The organism is Streptococcus jiangnanensis (assembly GCF_040888325.1).
Taxonomy (GTDB): Bacteria; Bacillota; Bacilli; order Lactobacillales; family Streptococcaceae; genus Streptococcus; species Streptococcus jiangnanensis.
Genome location: NZ_JBFNFF010000002.1, coordinates 188,092 through 202,691, shown reverse-complemented (window position 1 = coordinate 202,691; position 14,600 = coordinate 188,092). Strand labels below are relative to the sequence as shown.

The window sequence follows — 14,600 nt, the reverse complement described above, 5'->3', positions numbered from 1 at the left end:
TTATTTTCTTGTTTTCAAGAGCTAGTTATAGTTTCAAACTATATAAAAACGATAGTTCCTTGAGAAACTATCGTTTTTCCTGTTGAATAGACTGGTTATTTAACGTGTTTTGCCAGTTCTTCTTGGGCTTTTTTATTTGATTCTTCTTTTTCTTTCAGCCATTTTTCTTTAGCTTTTTCATACTCATCAGCCGTTACAGTCTTATCTTGCAACTTGAGATACTTGTATGATTCGACACCCTTATTTCCAGCTTGTGAGAATGGTGATGAGAATGGAACTGTCTTTCTCAAGGTCGGTGTTCCACCCTGAGAAACGTTTGGAATAGCAAGGGCGCTATCAACGAGCCAAGCTTGAACTTCAGCATATTTTTCATAACGTTTTGCTGGTTCTTGCTCCTTGTTCGCTTCTTCTAACATTTGAGTGTAAGTATCCAGACCAACTGCCTTAGCCTTGTCATTGACCTCACCTGGTTCTAGACCAATGTTTTGCAACATACCACCGTTATTGACATTTAGGATATCTAGATAGCTTGATGGGTCCAAGTAGTCCGCACTCCAACCGCCATTATAGATATCAAAGTCTTTTTGAGCTGCAGTTTGAGCGAGGTAGCTAGAGTTGTTAAACTCATCTGTTGATATCTGTTGGATATCGATAACCACATTCTCAGCTCCTAGAACAGATTCGATGGATTGTTTCAAAGAGCTTGCTTCAAGTACACCTTTTTTAGCTGATTGGTCAACTGTTACATCCAAGTGGATTGGAAATTGCACACCCTTAGCTTCCAATTCTTTCTTGGCTTCTGCAAATTTAGCCTTAGCTTTATCAGGATTGTAGTATGGGTCTTGTGCATCTGCAAAATTGATTCCTTGCCATTCTTGGCCATAGTTGACCATCTTTTCTGAAACAACATCGCCAAAGTCTTTTCCGTTGATACTTACAAACGTAGGAGGTACAACCAAGTTACGAATAATCTTTGTTGCTCCTTCTTCCCCTTGAGATTGTGCTCCATAGGCTGTACGGTTATAAGCATAGTTGAAGGCTTGACGGAAGTTTTTATTCAGAACTGCTTCTTGGGTTGATTTCTTTTCGATATCAGAGGACTTAGAAGTGAAGTTATAAGATTTTCTGTCCAAGTTGAAGTTCAAGTAATAAGAAGTTGCGTTTTGCATACTATAGATAATGTTATCCTTATTGCTCTCTTTAATCCCTTCAAAGCTTGAACTATTAGGATAGAGACGCGCGTAGCTGTAGACTCCTTCTGCAAAGTTACGAGCTAGAGCATCTTGGTCACTACCGTCATAGTAGGTCAATTTCACATCGTCCACAAAGACATTTTTAGCATCCCAGTAATTTGGATTTTTCTTGTATTCGATAACAGATTTTGAAACAAAAGATTTCATCAAGAAAGGTCCACTATACAAAATACTAGAAGGATCTACCTTACCAAAGTCATCCCCTTTTGATTTCAGGAAGTCTGCGTTGACAGGGAAGAGAATGGTTGAAGTTGTTTTAGAATTCCAATAAGGTTCTGGACGTGTCAAAGTATACTGAACTGTTTGGTCGTCAATCGCCTTAACACCGACAGTTGAAAAGTCAGTTGTTTTCCCGTTGATATAGTCATCCAAACCTGCTACAGAGTCTTGAACAAGGTACAAGGCTTCGGATTTTTTATCAGCAGCATATTTCAAACCTGTCACAAAGTCTTGGGCCGTTACAGGGGCGTATTCTTCCCCCTCATAAGTATACCATTTTGCATCCTTACGCAATTTGTAAGTATAGGTCAAACCGTCCTGAGAAACAGTCCAATCCTCTGCCAATGATGGAACATAGTTACCGTATTGGTCATTTTCCATCAACCCATCCACCAAATTGGTCACGATGTCATTGGTTGTTGCACGGTTTTCTGCAAGATAGTTCAAACTAGATGGATCGCTCGAATAAACATAGTTGTATGTTTTAGTAGCGCTACTTGAATTTCCACATGCGCTCAGTAAGATACCTGCGCTTAACACGACACTTGCAAGTGTCAGATACTTGGCCTTAGACTTTTTCATTTCCAGAACCTCCTGTTTAAAAGTTTTGTCTTATTATACAGCTTTAGTTTTATTTAGTCAAGTAATTTCTAAAGAAAAACTTAAAAAAGCATATTTTTTGCTCTTGATTTTAGAAAAAGTTCTCTTTTTTTTAGAAAAATGTAGTATAAAAACCTTTCTATTAAAGAAAGGTTAAATTTATTACTTTTATTTATAAATCTTTTTACGATATTTTCAATCGTGTACGTAGTCGGTCTGCTTGAGCTTTGCCAATTATCTTGTCCAAGAGTCGTGTCCGTAGGCTCATCAAACCATAAAGACCTCCTCCAAGCCCTCCGATGAGAGCCACATAAAGGAAACTCCAGAAACGTCCACTTGGTTGGAAGACAAAACCGAGTAGCCACTGCAAGAAGCCAACTAGGATAAACATGACAAGGGTCAAGATGGTTATCAAAATAGTCCGTTTCAAGATTATCTTTCGACGAGCACCCGTTACTTGGCAGATGTCTCGGTACATCAAGACATTCGGAATGATTAGTCCGATAGTCGTTGAAATCAAGGGACCGTAGCTGTGGAAAATAGCAATAGTTGGCAATTGCAAGACGATCTTAGCAATAGAACCATAGATAAAGTAAAGAACTGCCTTGCGGTTTCGGAACATGGCCTGAAGCATAGGAGACAAGACCATATACAAGCCTAGGATAGTAGACTGCAAAACTGCAAAGACAAATAAGCCCATGGCCAAACTATCTGGCTTACCGTAAAAGACTGTATAAAGAGGCTCCCCTACCATGACCACTCCAACCGTTGCAGGTAGTAGAAATAAGAAGAGCATGGTGAGGCTATCTTGGACTAGGCGAGCCGCAGCTGGCAAGTCACCTTTTACATAGTTTTCCGTCAAAAGCGGCAAGCCGACACTCCCAATTGAAACTCCCACAGAGATTAAAATCATGGTAATTTTATTAGGATTGGCAGAGAAATAAGAAAACATGACAACCAAGTCTTCATTGCTGTAGTTAGTAAACCACTTCATACTATTGATAAAGGTCATCTGGTCTAAAATCTGGAAGAGCTGGATGGCTGATCCTGTCAGGATAAAGGGAATGGCTTCCTTGATCGTATCGACTAAGAGTCGCTTACTATTGATTTTATCCCGTGTTTCAAAAACTCTTTTAAGCAAACCTTCTTGAGCAAGGAAGTAGATCAAAACTGCAAAACTTGCCACCATCCCCACAAAGGCCGCAAAGGTCGATTGGGTAACGGCTGATAAGTAGTCACCAGAACCCATCTTCATAATGAAGAAGGTTGCCATCAACATCCAGATAACACGGATCACCTGCTCAGCAATTTGACTCATAGCATAGGGTTTCAGGTTATTCATCCCTTGGAAGAAGCCTCGAATGACACTCATAGATGGGAAAATCAAGACCGCCCAAGCCAAGCTCTGCATGATGGGAATCAGGTCTTTCCCCACACCTGATAAATCTGCTAACCAGGGAGAAAAGAGATACAAGACCAAAGCAAAGACCAAGCCCAAGCCCGTCATAAAGCTTAGGAAACTCCGAATTAAGGCAAAGCTATGCTCTTCTTCTCGCATGGTATTGTACTTAGCCACTTGTTTGGCGACCGCAACTGGGATACCCGCTGTCGAAATAAGCAAGAACCAGGCGTAAATATTGTAGCCCATGGTAAAGAGTCCGTTTGCCTTAGCAGCATAAGTCCCCATCCAGATATACCAGGGAATAATGTAGATAGCACCAAGGAGGCGACTAATAAAGTTACTAGCTGTTAGCCAGGCAGTCCCTCGCAACATCTGGGCTTGCTGGTGATTGTTTTCGTTAGACATAGCTTCCTCATTCAATTTTGATAACTAGGAAAAGTTCCTTATCTTCCATTATAAACTTTTCCTTGTTACTTGTAAAATTCGGGCTTGAAGTTTATAATAGAAAGTATGATTAAGATTGAAACCGTATTAGATATTTTAAAGAAAGATGGCCTTTTTCGCGAGATTATTGACCAAGGACATTACCACTACAACTACAGTGAAGTTGTTTTTGATAGCATCAGTTATGACAGCCGAAAAGTAAAAGAAGGGACTCTTTTTTTTGCAAAAGGTGCTGCCTTTAAAAAAGAATATCTCCTTTCTGCTATAAGTCAAGGATTAACTTGGTATGTCGCAGAAAAGGACTACGAGGTCGGTATCCCCGTCATCGTTGTGAACGATATCAAAAAAGCCATGAGTTTAATTGCTATGGAATTCTATGGCAATCCACAAGAGAAACTCAAAATTCTCGCTTTCACAGGGACAAAAGGAAAGACAACAGCAGCGTACTTTGCTTACCACATCCTATCTCAACGCTACCCAACAGCTCTCTTGTCAACTATGAACACAACTCTGGATGGCGAGACCTTCTTTAAATCTTCCTTCTCAACACCCGAAAATATCGATCTCTTCGACATGATGGCTCAGGCTGTTAAGAATGGTCGAACCCATCTTGTAATGGAAGTCTCTAGCCAAGCCTATCTTGTTCATCGAGTCTATGGTCTGACCTTTGATGTAGGTGTCTTTCTTAACATCACTCCTGACCATATCGGTCCGATTGAGCATCCTAGCTTTGAAGACTACTTCTATCACAAACGTCTCTTGATGAAAAATAGCCGAGCAGTTGTCATTAATAGCGACATGGACCACTTTTCTGTATTGAAAGAACAAGTGGAAGATCAAGAGCATGACTTCTATGGTAGCCAGTCAAGTAACCAAATCGAGAACTCCAAAGCCTTTAGCTTTTCAGCTACAGGTAAACTCGCTGGTGATTATGATATCCAACTCATCGGCCACTTTAACCAAGAAAATGCCGTTGCTGCAGGACTTGCCTGTCTTCGTCTAGGTGCCAGTCTGGAGGACATCAAAAAAGGGATCGCTGCAACCCGCGTTCCTGGACGTATGGAAGTTCTCACTCAGAAAAATGGAGCCAAGGTCTTCATCGACTATGCCCACAATGGTGATAGTCTGAAAAAACTGATTTCTGTTGTAGAAACTCATCAAACTGGAAAGATTTCTCTGGTTCTCGGTTCGACTGGAAACAAGGGTGAAAGTCGTCGCAAAGACTTTGGCCTCCTCCTCAATCAGCATCCTGAGATTCAAGTCTTTCTAACTGCGGATGACCCCAACTATGAAGATCCAATGGTCATTGCAGAGGAAATCAGCAGCTATATCAGTCATCCTGTTGAAAAGATTGCCGATCGTGAACAAGCCATCAAGGCGGCCATGGCCATCACAGATCAAGAACTCGATGCCGTGATTATTGCAGGCAAGGGAGCTGATTGTTACCAAATCGTCCAAGGAAAGAAAGAAGACTATCCTGGAGACGCAGCTATCGCAGAACGTTATCTATAAAAAAAATCAAGGGAATGTTTCCCTTGATTTTTTTAGTCTTCTTTCTTAAATGAATTTTTAAGACCTTCAACGGCACCTTCTACAGCACCTTTAGCATCTTCAACAACTTCTTTTGCTTTGGCAACTGTTTTTTCTACAGCACCTTCTGCTTCTGTCTTGCTATCACCAGTAACTTTACCAAATCCTTCTTTGATAGCACCAGTTGCTTGATCCAATTTATTTTCAAGTGACATAGTTCTGTCTCCTTTGCTTTTAATACGATAAACATTATCGCTTACATTTAGTTTATGCTTATTCTTTAGTAAAGTCAAACAATCTGCTCAAAATGAAGCAATTAAGGTAAATAGAAAGTCAACCGTTCCTTGTCGAAATCAACAGCCAACTCATACTTCCCTTCTTCGTTTTGCACAACATAGCCCAAGACGACTAGACTCTCAACGAAGATATCACGACGTTTCTGTATCAGTTGGTCTTTTTTGAGGAATTTTAACAAAAAAGTCGTCATATACTTGAGGGCATACTCAGGATTGATATCTCCCAAAATGGCATAGAGTTCCTGCTGTTTTTCTGTCAAAGGATATTGGTGCTTGACCTTGTAGAAATAGTTGGATAAGGTCATCTTTTCTCTTGCAAAGTCAGACTTTTCAACTAAGATAGCTGCATTGGTTTGATTGCACAATTCTGTCTCAAAACTCTTCTCCAACAAGGCTTGATAAACTGGACTATCCTCTCTGACAAAAATTTCTTGGTCAAGGGATAGATTACCTATCGATTCTAGAAAAGGGAGATTAAGGGAATATCGTTTGTTTTCCCTTCGGATCAAACCGGCCTTAATATACTCTTCCATGAGTTTATCAACTGCCACATCTGGAAACCGAGCCTTGATTTCTCGGAGGATTACATCATCATGCTGGTCCAGATAGTCCACCAAATCTATAAAAAATGGCTGTCGAGTCAAACGGGAGGGATTAAAAATCTGAATCATGAAGATTCCTTTCTTTACATTCTAATAGAGGGGATGCTGCTAGTTGACTAGGATTGGTCCCTGGTTGATTCAGAGGCACAGAAAGTTCGAGTTTCCTGTAGTATTCTCTCCAAAAATCACTGATCTCCTGCTCTCCATCCCCAAATTTCATGGGAATAGTTTCAAAAATCGGTAGGATTTCAGCGATGTACTGGGAACAGTAAAAGCCATTCCCATCTGGATAAAACGAGCTATTATAAGGAGCACCTAGATGCTGGCAAGCCTTCTCCTTTACCAAGTCAACTTCCAGCTCTGGATAGACATAAAGATCGTAGAGATGAGTCGGTTCAAAAAATTCAGCCGGTTCTTGACAAATGACCCCTGCTTGCCCACTAGCATGGTAGATGAAACCGTCCAAAAAGATGGCTACATGACTATAGTTCCCAGTAGAAGCCTGGATGGCCTGCCCCATATCTGAAAGGTCCTTCACAAAAATCAAATCACCATTTTCTAACATCTTTCTCTCCTAGAAAAAAAGGAGCCGAAACCCCTTTAGCTACAAGAAAACGTTAGTTTCCTTATTTAAATTATCACTCAGGTTATTACCCATTAAAACTTTCAGTCAACTGAGGCACCACTTGTTTCTTACGTGAAACAGCACCTGGAAGGAAAGCGTGATTGTTTTCAAGTTTGAAGTTGAAAGCTGCTTCCACCTTGTCCATGTTTGATCCAAGAGCAAGGATTTCTGAGTTTGAGTTGACGATATCTGTAATCATCAAGACAAAGTCTGAGTAGCCGTTTGCTGCATTAGCTGCTTGCATTGCTGCTTCGATTTCTGCTTGGCGTTCCAAGACTTCGGCAATATCAACTGTATTGACTTGGGCAACACGAACCTTATTTCCGTTGAGTTCAAAAGTCTTAGCATCGATGTCAATCAATTCTTCAGCAGATTTGCTAGCCAAGTTTGTACCAGCTTTCAGCATAGCAAGACCGTATTCTTCCAAGTTGACGCCTGCTAATTCAGCCAATTCAGGCGCAATGACTTTATCAGATGGGTGAGTTGTTGGTGATTTCAAAAGAAGAGTATCTGAAATTAAACCTGAAAGCATCAAACCTGCGATTTCTTTAGGAACTGCTACACCATGTTCTTTGAACATGCGGTAAACGATAGAAGACGCTGATCCAACTGGTTCCAAACGCATATAGAGTGGGCTTGCAGTTTCAAAGTTAGCCACACGGTGGTGGTCCACAACACCGTAAACTTCTACTTCAGCGATATCTGATACTGACTGTTGGAATTCATTGTGGTCCGTCAAGATGACTTGCTCTGCATCTTCTGCTTTAGCAGATGTGATGACGCGTGGTGCTTCTACACCAAAATAGTTCAAAACAAAAGCTGTTTCTTCATTAGGAGTTCCAAGTGCTACAGCTTCTGTGTCCAATCCATAAGCCTCTTTTGCAAGGTAAGCAAAGGCTACAGATGACCCGATGGCATCTGAGTCTGGATTTTGGTGACCAAATACTAGAATCTTAGACATGATAATACCTCTTTAAATTTATTCATCTTATTGTAGCACTTTTTTCCTCTTTTGACAAAAGTAAGAGGAGTAACTTTGAGTCAACGTGTTTTTATACAATTCTCAAAAAGACTTTACTTCTTTGGAGTTCTCTTTGACAGTGAAATTAGTGTCGTATAAAGCGAAATAGCGATGCATGATGGGATTTGCAAGGCATTTTGTACAATTGAGTTTTAAATCTAGTAAAAAGGAGCAAACCTATACTTTCTCATTGGTCAATTTAAATGTTAATAATAAAACTATAAAAGCGAAGATTGAGTATAACAGCCAAGCTGATTGAATAGCAAATAAACTAAAAATAGTAAAAATAATATTCCCAATTGGCATAGCCAGCATAAAAAGCAAAGATAAAAATGCACCACTTCTTGCTAAAAGCTCGCTAGGAAGCGAAGACATCAAGAGACTATTTATTTTGGGATTAATTTTTCCGCTTAAGTAAAATAAAAACGCTAGTCCAATCATAGATAAAACTTGCGGACCCCTAAAACTATTATTTAACGATATAGCAAAAATGATAATTGAATCTAAAAATATTATTGAAATGAGAGGTAATTTTGAAAAATAATCATGAGGACTTATCGTTCCTATAATACTAAAAAATACCATTATAATCTGTAATATAAACACTGACTGACTAAATGTTAATCCAAAAAGAGACTCTTTTAAAAAAGATATATTATATATAGCTGAAAAACCACTACCTAAAGCATTAATAAGTAAAATAGATAGTAACATTAATGTGAAATTTGTCTTTTCAGACTTTTGAAAAACTTCTTTTAAACCTAAATAAGTTTCTTTAATTTTTAAAACAAATGATTTTTGATATATCTCCACATTAGCATGCAATAAAAACTTTTTGTATTTAATTAGTATAAATGATGATGCAAAGAACGATAAAGCATTAAAAACTGCGACAAGGCCAAAATTATCATTTGAAATTGTCAACACATATACGCCTAAGGCTTGACCAGAAAAATTACAAACATATGAGATAAACTGATTTACAGAATGCGCTTCCATTAGATTTTCTTGTTTAACTGTATGTTGAAAAATAGGGAGCTCTAGCCCACCTCTATAGTCACTAATAATATCTGAGACTATATTGATTAAACATATTATAGAAAATGCCAACCAAGTTGTAGTCTGAGTCAATAATCCAACTAATATGAACAAAATAGATTGAACGAATCCCAGTAAAATCAACCACCTCCTTTTTAATTTTGTCTCATCAGCCTTTATTCCTATAAATAATGTAAAAAATACAGGAATTAAGACAATAATATTAGCAATGCCTACAGCTAATTTGTTATTAGGCATAGTAGCAGCAAAAGATACAAAAACTAGATTATACATAGATGAACCCAATTTATTAAAAAATGCAGATATAGCTAAAGCTCTAAAAGATTTATTTTCCCTTAAAATATTCATCTTTCATTTCCTCCAAAAAATAATTATTTAAAAAATTATTTATTTCAGATACATAGGATTCTATTAAACTCTCAATTTCTATATTAAACTCATCCTTTATTGAGTCAATAGTGAATGTTGAAATAGATGCTATAATAGAAATTATTTCTCCAAATGAATAATTAAGTTTTTTGGAATATTTATAAATACCCAAAGCAATAATATCCGAAAACACTGCATCATAGGCATAAAAATGCTTTGAATACAGCATGCTATAGTCAATGAAGTTGTACTGTGTGTATTCTAGTAATTCTGGAAGTAAACCAATTGAGTTAAAAAACTCTGACTTAATCTTCAAAATATCCTCTATAGAAGAATTTTTACTTAAAATCAAAACATTATAATCAATTTGACAAAATACATATTGGTAAAAAGATTTTCTAAAAAATACTGATAATTTTTCCTGACTATCGGCAACAAATAACTCACCTAATTTTGCAAAAATTTCCCAAAAGCTTTTAGGAATTTTATATAATTCATCTAGATGTAATCGTTCTTTAAACAAATCATAAGAATATGCATGCATCAGCTCATGGGATAATCTCATTACCCCCATAAAATTTTCTTGATATGTCATTATTATTTTCGATGTCTTTGTATATGGGTTATAGAGAGTAAAATTCTTATGAGTTTTGCCTGCTCTTTTTTCATAATCGATAAATCCATTGTTACGATAATTTTCAACAAAATTGAAAAATTCTTTATCGTCTATAGCTCTTAAAATCAGCTCAAAAGCATCAGTAGCTACTATCTTTTCCGATTCTAAAAATTCAAATTCCAAAAAATCATATTTATCAAGATTCTTAGTATTAATAGAAACTTTAAGATTTTTAGAAATCAACTCAATAAAGTCGAAGCCATATCGTGTTTTTAATTGCCGTGATATATTTTCTATAAATATTTTTCTCTTATCTAAGAGACTGTTATATACATCTTTGAATTTAGGAGAGAAGATAAAATTTTTATAATCCAATAAAATATCATCGAATATAGGGATATTATGTCTAAACTTAGAGTAATTTACAATTGGAATCCCATTTGTCTTATAGTAATCAGCTTTTAATGTTTCTAGTTTCAGAATTTCCGACCTAAAGTGGTCTTCAATAGCATCTCCATAAATTCTATTAAAAAGAAGATCTAGATGGTTATTGAGATATTTATAATTTTGATTAGTAATATCTGTACAGAAAGTCAGATATGTATAGTAATTAAACTCGAAGACTCTTTTTATTATTTCTTCTTTATCGAAATCTGTTGCATGCTGTTCTGTTGCATGCTGTAAAATATACTCTATCTTCAATATTTCTTGTTCAATATTCCTAAATATATATCTTTTTTCAAATTCATTAAGATTTAAATATCTCAAATTTTGAGTATAGATAGTGTTTAATCTAAAATTAAAAAATAATATGTCATCAACTTTAAGATAAAAACTTTTAATGAGGGTATTAAAGGCTAAAGATGCACTCATGAGCCCTTTTGCTATCGTTCCTGTATTATGGGATATAAACTGTGTTTTCAAGAGATAAGGTTGTTCATTAAAATAACTCAAGAATACTTGTTGATTCTCTTTAGTTATATGATATACAATTAATTCTTCTTGAGAATATCCTGTCAAAAACAGAGTATAATTATATTTAGGCAATTTAGAGATTAATAATTTTATTAAATTACCAGTTGAATCATCAGCACAACAAAATATAATATCTGGTTTTATATCATACAGATTCTTTTCAATATTATCAACCGAAAGATAATCATCGATCGTTTCTTTTATACTACTAATTTTTTCTCGAAGTGCCTTAGTTTTTAATTGTCCAACATCAGATATAGAATACCCTAGTTGTGCAGTAATATTCTTTAATTCAACACTATCGCCATCAATAACTACAATATTTTTAAAACCAAATTTATCTAATTCATAAACAAGAGGTGCCCCGACAGTTCCAAGACCAATTATTAATATTTTCTTATCAATTATAGATTTATACTGTAAATTAGGTTCAATATCGTTATGTAATGATAAAAATTGTATATTCCTAGATAATCGTTGATAATCATCCCATTCATCTTCATTAATTTCAAAAACAAGAGAGCTTTCTTTCAGAAGGTTATATATATCAATGTTATTATATGAAAAATTTTTATCTAAATATTTCATTTCCTCCCACAATTCTTTTATACAAGGAGAATGAATCACTTTCTCTCCCCCTTTACATGCAGGATACATAATTATATCTTTTTCTCTCTTGACGAAACCTCTTCCGGATTTTAGTATATATTTCATTTTAAATCTACTGAACACATATGCAAAAATTAAGAAAAAGTGGTAATAGCTATATACCACTTTTTCTTGTTCTTAGATTAACAAGCAATAAAGCAACCGCCATTACATACTTGTTCTTCTACTTCGATATCTTCGATAAACATATGCCTGTTCTCCTTTCGTTATGATATCTCAATTATAACTTACTTTTGTCACAAAATTAAAAAATTGAAGATATGAAATTTTTTAATAAATTAATTTCATATCTTCAATTTTGCTGAATTGATACAATTTTATGTTAGTATAACAGTCAAACTATTGATTAGGAGGATACAGCATGAAAAAAGTAATAGCCATTTTTCTCTCTATACAAACAATGGCGGTAATAGATATTATTATCTTTCCCCCTTTTGGTTAGTTCTTAGATATTGGAATAGTCTCTGTTCTAATATCTTAGAGAGACCTGATTGTTCTATTTTAGAAACATTTAAAATATATTGCTCAACTTCTTCAAAATTAACACTATTTTCTATTAAGTAGGAGTATACTAAGACTAAAAAATTTAACAAAATTATTTCAAACGTATCAAATACATCAAGAATCATTCTTAACTGATTGACAAAAAAGTTGAAATGAGTTGTTAATCTCCGTTCTACTAACTCAGAAATTAAATTTAAATATGTATACTTTAAAGCCTTTCTAAAATCCAACAAGGGACTATAAATTTCTGAGCGTGATACCAGTTCTTTTCCTAAAAATAACAAATCTGTGTCAGATAGGAAAGGCATAGTATTCCCAAAAAGATGGATTTCATAAGCAGTCCAATCTTCAATATCAAATAAATAATTCGATAAAAATTTGCTATCATCTAGAGATAAAGTGAAATCTCTATCAATTAGATGAATAGCATTTTTTATCACCAAAGTATTTAATTTATCATATAACAATTGACTTTCTTTGTATTTGTCAAGTAGCTTAAGCAATGATTGTTTATCGTTTTCTGCTGATAGCTTCGAAATTTTATTCATAAGTAACTGATGTTGAGTAGGTTTATAATCTCTAAGAGCAAATCCAAATTCTGAAAATGTTAAATTAATACCTTCAATTACTTCTAACATCTTATCAGCAGAGAGCATAGTTTGGCCAGATTCAAATTTTGATAATTGAGAAACTGATAATTTATTTTTTGCAACATCCTTTTGTTTAACTTTTCTAGCAATTCTCAACTCTTTATAGAATTCACCTAATTTTAATAATTCATTAGAATCCATGTCATTATTCCTCCTTAGCGAACTCCGTCTCACAAAATATTATTATCATTCCAAAAAAGTCTATTATCTATGAACATATCTAAAATTTTAAGATGGATATCCATTAACAACTTTTAGTTTCGTATTATAGGAACCCGATAATTTTTAGAAGTGTTTATATTTTTACAATATTGATATTTTTATCTTCTTCAATCTCAAACTACCTTAGTAAATTTTTCTTTCGATTGTCATTTAGATAGCTTACTTTCTGTGGTCTTTTCTTTCGTTTTAGGAGAGCCTCTGCAGACATGGCTTCTTCCTTACTGGCAAAACCCTCTACATAGATAAGTTTGACTGGCAAGCGAGCTCGGGTATACTTGGCTCCCTTACCACTATTATGAACGGCAAGGCGCCTCTTCACATCCGTTGTATAGCCAGTATAGTACGACCCGTCGCTGCACTCCACCACATACATATAGGCTTTATGATCCATAGTAAATCTCTTGAATTTCTGGTGTATAGGAACCATCATCATTGTGAACGATGAGAGGTGGCAAGACCTTAAAGCCACTCGTCGAGCCATCCTTGATAGCTTCGATTAAGAGCATATTGGCCTCCTTCTCACGTTTAGGATAGACAAATTGCAGGCGCTTGGGTGCCAAATTATGGCGTTGAAGCATGTCTAAGATATCCAAGAGCCGATCTGGACGATGAACCATGGCCAAACAGCCATTAGACTTGAGAATACTCTGAGCACTACGGCAAATTTCTTTTAGGTTAGTCGTAATTTCGTGTCTGGCCAGAAGGTAGTGTTCACTCTCGTTCAGATTAGAATGCGGATCCACCTTAAAATAAGGCGGATTGCACAAAATCATATCCACCTTACTTCCCTGAATGTGGGCAGGCATATTTTTCAAATCATCACAGATGACCTGCATCTGCTCTTCCAAGCCATTCAACTGAACCGAACGCTCTGCCATATCCGCCAAACGTTCCTGAATTTCTACAGATATTATCCGCGCCTGAGTACGTGAACTAGCAAAAAGTCCCACTGCACCATTTCCAGCACAAAAGTCCACAATTAAACCCCGTTTAGGGAAGCGAGGAAAGCGTGACAAGAGAACACTATCCACCGAATAGCTAAACACCTCTCTATTTTGAATGATCTTGATATCTGTCGAAAAGAGCTGGTTGATTCGCTCTCCTGGTTTTAATAATTGTTCTTCTTTCATACTTTTATTATAACAAACGATGTTAATATTACAAATAATTTAGATAATCGTATTTATGGCTTCTTCTTTAAATGCTCTAATGCCTCACGCGTCCAAACAGGCATCATTCGTCCAAGTGGTGCAAAACCGTGCTTGATCCGATCATTTGAAAAACGTCTCCGTCTTGGCAATTGATGTTTTTCCTCTTCCAGAGTACGGATAGAAAGACTAGCCTTCCCAGTGTATTCGTCAAAATCCACCACCTGAACTTGGACTTCATCGCCAATTTTTAAAATGTCATAGATATTTTCAATAAATCCCGTCCGAATCTCCGAGATGTGAATCAGCCCTGTCACCCCTGTCTCTAACTCAACAAAGGCACCATAGGGCTGAATTCCTGTAATACGCCCAGTTAGCTTATCACCAATTTTCATT

Annotated in this window: 13 protein-coding genes; 1 reads left to right on the top strand and 12 read right to left on the bottom strand. The window is 36.0% G+C overall.

Annotated features, from left to right (window positions below):
* Positions 1-95: 95 nt before the first annotated feature.
* Positions 96-2,054, bottom strand: a complete 1,959-nt coding sequence (locus AB2B49_RS03665) for a peptide ABC transporter substrate-binding protein (RefSeq protein WP_049505326.1) — start codon at positions 2,052-2,054, stop codon at positions 96-98.
* Between the two features lie 202 nt (positions 2,055-2,256).
* Positions 2,257-3,879, bottom strand: coding sequence for a putative polysaccharide biosynthesis protein (locus tag AB2B49_RS03660; RefSeq protein ID WP_000064204.1), 1,623 nt, complete (start codon positions 3,877-3,879; stop codon positions 2,257-2,259).
* 105 nt (positions 3,880-3,984) lie between these two features.
* Here AB2B49_RS03660 and AB2B49_RS03655 point away from each other — a divergent pair, with 105 nt between their 5' ends.
* Positions 3,985-5,430: a UDP-N-acetylmuramoyl-L-alanyl-D-glutamate--L-lysine ligase gene (locus AB2B49_RS03655; protein WP_049505325.1), complete on the top strand. Its 1,446-nt coding sequence runs from the start codon at positions 3,985-3,987 to the stop codon at positions 5,428-5,430.
* A 32-nt stretch (positions 5,431-5,462) separates the two neighbouring features.
* Here AB2B49_RS03655 and AB2B49_RS03650 read toward each other — a convergent pair whose 3' ends face one another.
* The 10 genes from AB2B49_RS03650 to AB2B49_RS03605 form a co-directional block, all read right to left on the bottom strand.
* The gene (locus tag AB2B49_RS03650) at positions 5,463-5,663 is read right to left on the bottom strand and encodes a CsbD family protein (protein ID WP_000051178.1); all 201 of its coding nucleotides are present in this window, start codon (positions 5,661-5,663) and stop codon (positions 5,463-5,465) included.
* A 101-nt stretch (positions 5,664-5,764) separates the two neighbouring features.
* Positions 5,765-6,415 carry a DUF1803 domain-containing protein gene (locus AB2B49_RS03645; RefSeq protein ID WP_049505324.1) on the bottom strand — a complete coding sequence of 217 codons (651 nt, stop codon included), beginning with the start codon at positions 6,413-6,415 and terminating at the stop codon, positions 5,765-5,767.
* A complete protein-coding gene (locus tag AB2B49_RS03640) occupies positions 6,399-6,911 on the bottom strand; it encodes a YiiX/YebB-like N1pC/P60 family cysteine hydrolase (RefSeq protein ID WP_049505323.1) in 513 nt (170 codons plus the stop codon). Before AB2B49_RS03640 ends, AB2B49_RS03645 begins: the two co-directional genes overlap by 17 nt.
* A gap of 85 nt (positions 6,912-6,996) precedes the next feature.
* Positions 6,997-7,932, bottom strand: a complete 936-nt coding sequence (locus AB2B49_RS03635) for a manganese-dependent inorganic pyrophosphatase (RefSeq protein ID WP_049505322.1) — start codon at positions 7,930-7,932, stop codon at positions 6,997-6,999.
* Between the two features lie 237 nt (positions 7,933-8,169).
* Positions 8,170-9,399, bottom strand: coding sequence for an MFS transporter (locus AB2B49_RS03630; RefSeq protein ID WP_049505321.1), 1,230 nt, complete (start codon positions 9,397-9,399; stop codon positions 8,170-8,172).
* On the bottom strand, positions 9,377-11,725 hold the full coding sequence (locus AB2B49_RS03625) for a ThiF family adenylyltransferase (protein ID WP_049505320.1): 2,349 nt from the start codon (positions 11,723-11,725) through the stop codon (positions 9,377-9,379). Before AB2B49_RS03625 ends, AB2B49_RS03630 begins: the two co-directional genes overlap by 23 nt.
* A 374-nt stretch (positions 11,726-12,099) precedes the next feature.
* The gene (locus AB2B49_RS03620) at positions 12,100-12,975 is read right to left on the bottom strand and encodes an Rgg/GadR/MutR family transcriptional regulator (protein ID WP_049505319.1); all 876 of its coding nucleotides are present in this window, start codon (positions 12,973-12,975) and stop codon (positions 12,100-12,102) included.
* 199 nt (positions 12,976-13,174) lie between these two features.
* The gene (locus tag AB2B49_RS03615; protein ID WP_049505318.1) at positions 13,175-13,447 is read right to left on the bottom strand and encodes a GIY-YIG nuclease family protein; all 273 of its coding nucleotides are present in this window, start codon (positions 13,445-13,447) and stop codon (positions 13,175-13,177) included.
* The gene (locus tag AB2B49_RS03610) at positions 13,437-14,186 is read right to left on the bottom strand and encodes a tRNA1(Val) (adenine(37)-N6)-methyltransferase (RefSeq protein ID WP_320691928.1); all 750 of its coding nucleotides are present in this window, start codon (positions 14,184-14,186) and stop codon (positions 13,437-13,439) included. Before AB2B49_RS03610 ends, AB2B49_RS03615 begins: the two co-directional genes overlap by 11 nt.
* Before the next feature lie 53 nt (positions 14,187-14,239).
* A complete protein-coding gene (locus AB2B49_RS03605) occupies positions 14,240-14,599 on the bottom strand; it encodes a S1 RNA-binding domain-containing protein (protein WP_000689619.1) in 360 nt (119 codons plus the stop codon).
* Position 14,600 lies beyond the last annotated feature (1 nt).

Excerpts from the sequence above, each read along its gene's own strand:
- AB2B49_RS03635 (WP_049505322.1), bottom strand. The coding sequence starts at position 7,932 with ATGTCTAAGATTCTAGTATTTGGTCACCAAAATCCAGACTCAGATGCC.
- AB2B49_RS03645 (WP_049505324.1), bottom strand. The coding sequence starts at position 6,415 with ATGATTCAGATTTTTAATCCCTCCCGTTTGACTCGACAGCCATTTTTT.
- AB2B49_RS03605 (WP_000689619.1), bottom strand. The coding sequence starts at position 14,599 with ATGAAAATTGGTGATAAGCTAACTGGGCGTATTACAGGAATTCAGCCC.
- AB2B49_RS03615 (WP_049505318.1), bottom strand. The coding sequence starts at position 13,447 with ATGGATCATAAAGCCTATATGTATGTGGTGGAGTGCAGCGACGGGTCG.
- AB2B49_RS03660 (WP_000064204.1), bottom strand. The coding sequence starts at position 3,879 with ATGTCTAACGAAAACAATCACCAGCAAGCCCAGATGTTGCGAGGGACT.
- AB2B49_RS03665 (WP_049505326.1), bottom strand. The coding sequence starts at position 2,054 with ATGAAAAAGTCTAAGGCCAAGTATCTGACACTTGCAAGTGTCGTGTTA.
- AB2B49_RS03610 (WP_320691928.1), bottom strand. The coding sequence starts at position 14,186 with ATGAAAGAAGAACAATTATTAAAACCAGGAGAGCGAATCAACCAGCTC.
- AB2B49_RS03625 (WP_049505320.1), bottom strand. The coding sequence starts at position 11,725 with ATGAAATATATACTAAAATCCGGAAGAGGTTTCGTCAAGAGAGAAAAA.
- AB2B49_RS03640 (WP_049505323.1), bottom strand. The coding sequence starts at position 6,911 with ATGTTAGAAAATGGTGATTTGATTTTTGTGAAGGACCTTTCAGATATG.
- AB2B49_RS03655 (WP_049505325.1), top strand. The coding sequence starts at position 3,985 with ATGATTAAGATTGAAACCGTATTAGATATTTTAAAGAAAGATGGCCTT.
- AB2B49_RS03620 (WP_049505319.1), bottom strand. The coding sequence starts at position 12,975 with ATGGATTCTAATGAATTATTAAAATTAGGTGAATTCTATAAAGAGTTG.
- AB2B49_RS03650 (WP_000051178.1), bottom strand. The coding sequence starts at position 5,663 with ATGTCACTTGAAAATAAATTGGATCAAGCAACTGGTGCTATCAAAGAA.
- AB2B49_RS03630 (WP_049505321.1), bottom strand. The coding sequence starts at position 9,399 with ATGAATATTTTAAGGGAAAATAAATCTTTTAGAGCTTTAGCTATATCT.